Raw genomic sequence first — 5,451 nt, 5'->3', positions numbered from 1 at the left:
CATAAGCGTCATTGTTTATTTCTACTATGAGGATATTTTAAGTTTGTAATATCAGCCGTATTATTTGCTTTAACTGAATGTCTAAATGGTGAAACTAAAAGTCACTAGAATGCGTTAAATACAAAAAAGCCCAAGTGAATAGCTTGGGCTTTTTCGTGTGTAACGCACTTAGGTAAACATTAAACGCAACTTTTGAGTCATTAACACTGAGCGTAAAAACATGCGTAAGGCTCAAGCGTTGTGGTGCCTTGGTCTAACTTTGCGCTGTGGTGGCTAAGCTCGGTGTATTCTTTAACGATTGATGTTGGCATATCAATACTTGTTTGCTTAGCGCTGAGATTGAACATACAAAGCATTCTTTGCTTTCCAAGCGTTCTATAAAAAGCAAGCACAGGCTCTGGCGTTTCTATAAATTCAATATCACCTTCAAGTAAAACTGTTTGGCTTTTTCGCCATGCCATAAACTCACGGTAGGCATTTAAAATTGAGTTGTTATCATCTGTTTGTATAGCTACTGATTGCTGCTTATGTGCATTATCAACGGGTAGCCAAGGTTTTACTTCACTAAAACCTGCATGAGATGAATCAGCTAGATCCCAAGGCATTGGTGTTCTACAGCCATCACGCCCTTTAAAATTAGGCCAAAATGTAATGCCGTATGGGTCTTGTAAATCTTCAAATGCCACACTTGCTTCACCCAGACCTAGCTCTTCACCTTGATACATACACACGCTGCCGCGAAGAGAAGCTAATAGGGCGGTTAGCATTTTACATTGTTGAGGGTTTACTTCGCCATTTTCGCTCCAGCGGCTCGCTACGCGCTCTACATCATGATTACTAAATGCCCAGCATGGCCAGCCTTCAGTCATACGTTGTTCTAGAGTTTGAACCGTAGTTCTAATATATTCACTTGAGTAATCATTTGTTAATAGCTCAAAGCTATAACCCATGTGCAGTTTGTCGCCACCTTGGGTGTACTGCGCCATTGTAGCTAATGAATCTTCTGATGAGATTTCGCCAAGCGATACAGTACCTGGGTATTTATTAAGTAATGTGCGAATATCTTGCATAAATTCAATATTTTCAGGCTGAGTATTATTGTAGTAATGGTACTGAAATGCATACGGATTATCTTCACTAAAACCACGACCCTGGCGCTTATCTTTTGGTTTAGCCGGATTATCACGTAATTGCGCGTCGTGATAGCAAAAATTAATTGCATCAAGCCTAAAACCATCAACGCCTTTTTTAAGCCAAAACTCAACATTATCAAGCACAGCTTTTCGAACATCTGGGTTATGAAAGTTAAGATCCGGTTGTTCGGTTAAAAAATTATGTAGGTAGTATTGCCCGCGACGAGGCTCCCACTGCCAAGCACCACCACCAAAAATAGATAGCCAGTTGTTTGGGGCTGTTCCATCATCTTTTGCGTCAGCCCAAACATACCAGTCGGCTTTACTGTTATTTTGATTTTCACGGCTATCAGTAAACCATTGGTGTTGATCTGATGTATGGCTTAACACCTGATCAATAATTATTTTAATATTACGAGTGTGGGCTTCGCTTATTAGCTCATCAAAATCATTTAGGTCACCAAAAAGCGGGTCAATGTCACGATAGTCGCTAATATCATAGCCAAAGTCTTTCATTGGCGATTTGAAAAAAGGTGAAATCCAAATAGCATCAACGCCTAAGCTTTTAATGTAATCAATACGATTAATAATCCCTCTTAAATCACCAATGCCATCGTTGTTGCTATCTTGAAAGCTACGCGGATAAACTTGATAAATAACCGCACCTTTATACCACTGCTTTTGGGTCATGCTTTTCTCCGTCATTCCACACAGTATTTAGACTATTTTTATTTGTGATTACGATTAATCACGTTATTTGCAAAAAGCATACGTGAAGCCTTGTACACTGTAAAAAGTCTGCATACGTATGCACTAAAATTAACGCAATTAAATTATTAAAAATAAGTACTTATAGCTAGTTTAAAGGTGTTTTATTTATGTGTTGGATTTTTACCAATTATGGTGCTCACTTACTTTCTGACTTTTATTAAACATAACGGTTTGTCATACAAGAGAAAATATATTTTATGTTTTGAATTTAATGGTCTGACCAATTAAACATTTGAATTGTGTCTAATATTTCTCATTCTAAATAGCGATACTAATTAGTTTCACTTTGTTTACATTGCGTCCTGTTAACTTTTAGTTTTTGATACAGTAGATTTTACATGTAATGTTGATTGCGTCATTTTCAATAATTTTATTTACAACAAAATCAATTGTTTAATGTTTGTTTGGCAAGGTTTTTATTAATCTGAAGTCGTGCTATAACTGTTGAATACGTATGCATAAAGTTGTTAATAAAATAAAGCTGGCGTTAATATTCATCCTGACAACAAAATTAGCTCGCCTGTTTGACTATCACTCAAATAAAGAAGCGAGTATCACAATATGGGTAACGGGAAAAACATCATGTCTATGTTCAAACCAAGTATATTAACGTTGGCAATGGCTACTGCAGGATTAGCAAGCTTTGCCTCTGTAGCAGCACAAGAAGATACAGCTAAAAATGATGACGTTGAGGTTATCGAAGTAAAAGGCTTTCGTGGCAGTGTTGTAGAATCAATCAACACAAAGCGTTTTTCTACTCAAGTCGTTGAGTCAATTTCAGCAGAAGATATAGGTAAGCTACCTGATTCATCTATTGCTGAGTCTATTGCACGCTTACCAGGTTTAACAGCGCAACGCCTAGATGGTCGCGCAAGTAGAGTATCAATCCGTGGTTTTGGTGAAAACGAAAGTGGCACCACATTTAATGGCCGCGAGCAAGTATCTATTAGTGATAACCGCGGCGTAGAATTTGACCTTTACCCATCAGAAATTATGAGCGGTGTAACTGTTTATAAAACACCAAGTGCAAATTTAGATGCAGAGGGTATTGCGGGCATAATTAACATGCAAACAGTTCGCCCACTAAGTAAAGGTGAACGTGTTGTTCAAGTAAATGGACAGTATGAGCAAACAAGCTTTGATAAATTAAACCCTGACGGCAACGACGACGGTTACCGTGGCACTTTCTCATACATCGACCAGTTTGCTGATGACACTATAGGTATTGCATTTGCACTAAACACCATGAGCTCGCCAAACCAAGAAAAACGTTGGAATTCATGGGGGTACCCTGAATTCACTGCTGAAGATGGTAACTCGTATTCAATTTTAGGCGGTGCTAAACCATATGTTCGTTCATCAACGCTTGAACGTGATTCAGCAATGCTTGTTCTAGAGGCAGCGCCTACAGATAAACTAAATATGACGTTTGATGCGTTGTATGTAGACTTTACAGACGAGCAAATTTTGCGCGGCATTGAAGTTCCTTTTGCTTGGGGTCAAGGTAGTATTGATGCAAGCAGTGCTATAGTAGATGCAGAAAGTGGATTTATAACAAGTGCTGTAACACAAGGCCAACGTGTTGTTGTGCGTAACGATTACCAAGAGCGTGATGCTGAACTAACTGCATTTGGATTTAACACTAAATACGATATTGATGATTCATGGTCAGTAGAATTTGACGCAAGCTACTCGCAAGTTGACCGTAAAATTTGGAGTATAGAAAGCTACTCAGGTACAGGGCGTGGTGATTCTCGCGGTGTAGCAGATAACTTAGGTTATGCTTTTAATGGTGGCAATACTGGCGCTACTTTTTCACATGACTTAGATTACAGCGATTATGATCTAATTCAATTAGGTGGGCCGCTTTCGTGGGGTGCAAGCTCTGCACTAAATGATGCATATGGATTAACTGGCACAGAGTATGAAAACCAAGCTCAAGACGGTTTTATTAATGCTCCAACTATTGAAGATGAATTAGTTACATTAAAACTTGCAGCGTCTAAGGTACTAGAAAACGAATACATTAGCTCAATTGAATTTGGCTTAGGTTATAAAGAGCGTGAAAAGTCTAAATCTTCGCAAGGTTACTTCTTGACTTTAACTGATTTTTCTCTTGAAAACCCAGGAATGCTTAGTGTACCTGAGCAATACCGTTTAGGCAGTGTTGGCCTTGACTTTATTGGGCTAGGCGACATGATAGCCTACGATGTAAATGGTTTAGTTAATGATGGTTACTATGAAACCCTTGACGAAAGTTTAACTAGCTCAACTCATGCAACTAAGTCGTGGACAGTAAAAGAAGAAATCACCTCAGCATTTGCACAAGCTAATATTAATGCAGAAGTAAGTGGTCTTCCATTAACTGGTAATGTTGGGGTGCGCTATGTTCATACAGATCAATCCTCTCAAGGTAATGCTTTTGGTGTAGATGGGAATACTGGTCTAGTCATTACTTCACCTACAGATATTGGTCACGATTATTCTCACGTTTTACCAAGCTTAAATTTATCACTTGCGATTGATGAGCAGCAAACAATACGTTTTGGCGCAGCTAAAACAATCTCACGTGCGCGTATAGATGAAATGAACGCCTCTGTTAATGCATCATATAATGATACACCGGATGAAAACGGTAACTTTTGGTCTGTATCGGGTGGTAACCCTAATTTAGAACCTAAAGAAGCAACAGGCTACGATTTATCTTATGAAAACTACTTTAGTGATGAAGGTTACTTCTCTGCTGCATTTTTCTATAAAGACTTAACCCAGTGGATTTTTGACGGTACTTACGCGATTGATATGTCGGGTGTTGCGGACCCATCAACAGGTGAAGTACCAGCTACGTCAGAAGGTACTGGCAGTGGCAAAGTAAATGGCGGCGGCGGTGACCTATACGGTTACGAGATATCTCTAGCGTTACCATTTAAAATTTTCCACCCGTCTCTTGAAGGCTTTGGCTTAATTGCTAGTCATACAGGTATTGAATCTGATATTGAAGATGGAAATGGCAATGAGTACGAACTACCGGGTCTATCAGATAAAATTCAAAGCTTAACGGTTTACTACGAGATGAATGGCATGCAATTACGAACCAGCATGCGTAAGCGTAGTGACTTCAAAGGTGATGTTTACGGATTAGGCTTTAATACAGAGCAAGTGAATATTATCGGCGAAACAATTTGGGATATTCAGGCAGGTTATGACTTCTCTGAAGCAGGGGTTGAGAGCCTTGAAGGTTTATCAATTCAGTTCCAAGTTCAAAACTTAACAGAAGAGCCGTTCACATCGCTTTCTGGCGATAACGCGCTACAAGTTCGCGACTACCAAGATTACGGTCGCACTTACTTGTTAGGCTTTAGCTACCAGCTATAATAAAGGTTGTGTGTAGGAGCCCTTGTAATTTGTTTTACAAGGGCTTTTTTATAGCTACTTTATCAAACTTAACAAAGCTTTAAACTGTAAACGTGGACAATAATATGAAACCAATAAAACACGTCGTAATCGCAGGCGGGGGCACAGCAGGGTGGATAACAGCCGCCTTGCT

2 protein-coding genes are annotated in these 5,451 nt (G+C 39.2%); one reads left to right on the top strand and one right to left on the bottom strand.

Annotated elements, in window-relative coordinates:
* Positions 1-200: 200 nt before the first annotated feature.
* Positions 201-1,823 carry an alpha-glucosidase family protein gene (locus tag H5072_RS10800; protein WP_024595270.1) on the bottom strand — a complete coding sequence of 541 codons (1,623 nt, stop codon included), beginning with the start codon at positions 1,821-1,823 and terminating at the stop codon, positions 201-203.
* 663 nt (positions 1,824-2,486) lie between these two features.
* Between H5072_RS10800 and H5072_RS10795 the strand changes: the two genes are divergently transcribed.
* Positions 2,487-5,279, top strand: coding sequence for a TonB-dependent receptor (locus H5072_RS10795; protein WP_182693524.1), 2,793 nt, complete (start codon positions 2,487-2,489; stop codon positions 5,277-5,279).
* Positions 5,280-5,451 lie beyond the last annotated feature (172 nt).

Source organism: Pseudoalteromonas sp. SR45-5 (genome assembly GCF_014163565.1).
Lineage (GTDB): Bacteria > Pseudomonadota > Gammaproteobacteria > Enterobacterales > Alteromonadaceae > Pseudoalteromonas > Pseudoalteromonas distincta.
The sequence above is the reverse complement of the archived record's forward strand: the minus strand, read 5'-3'. Positions and strand labels throughout refer to the sequence as shown.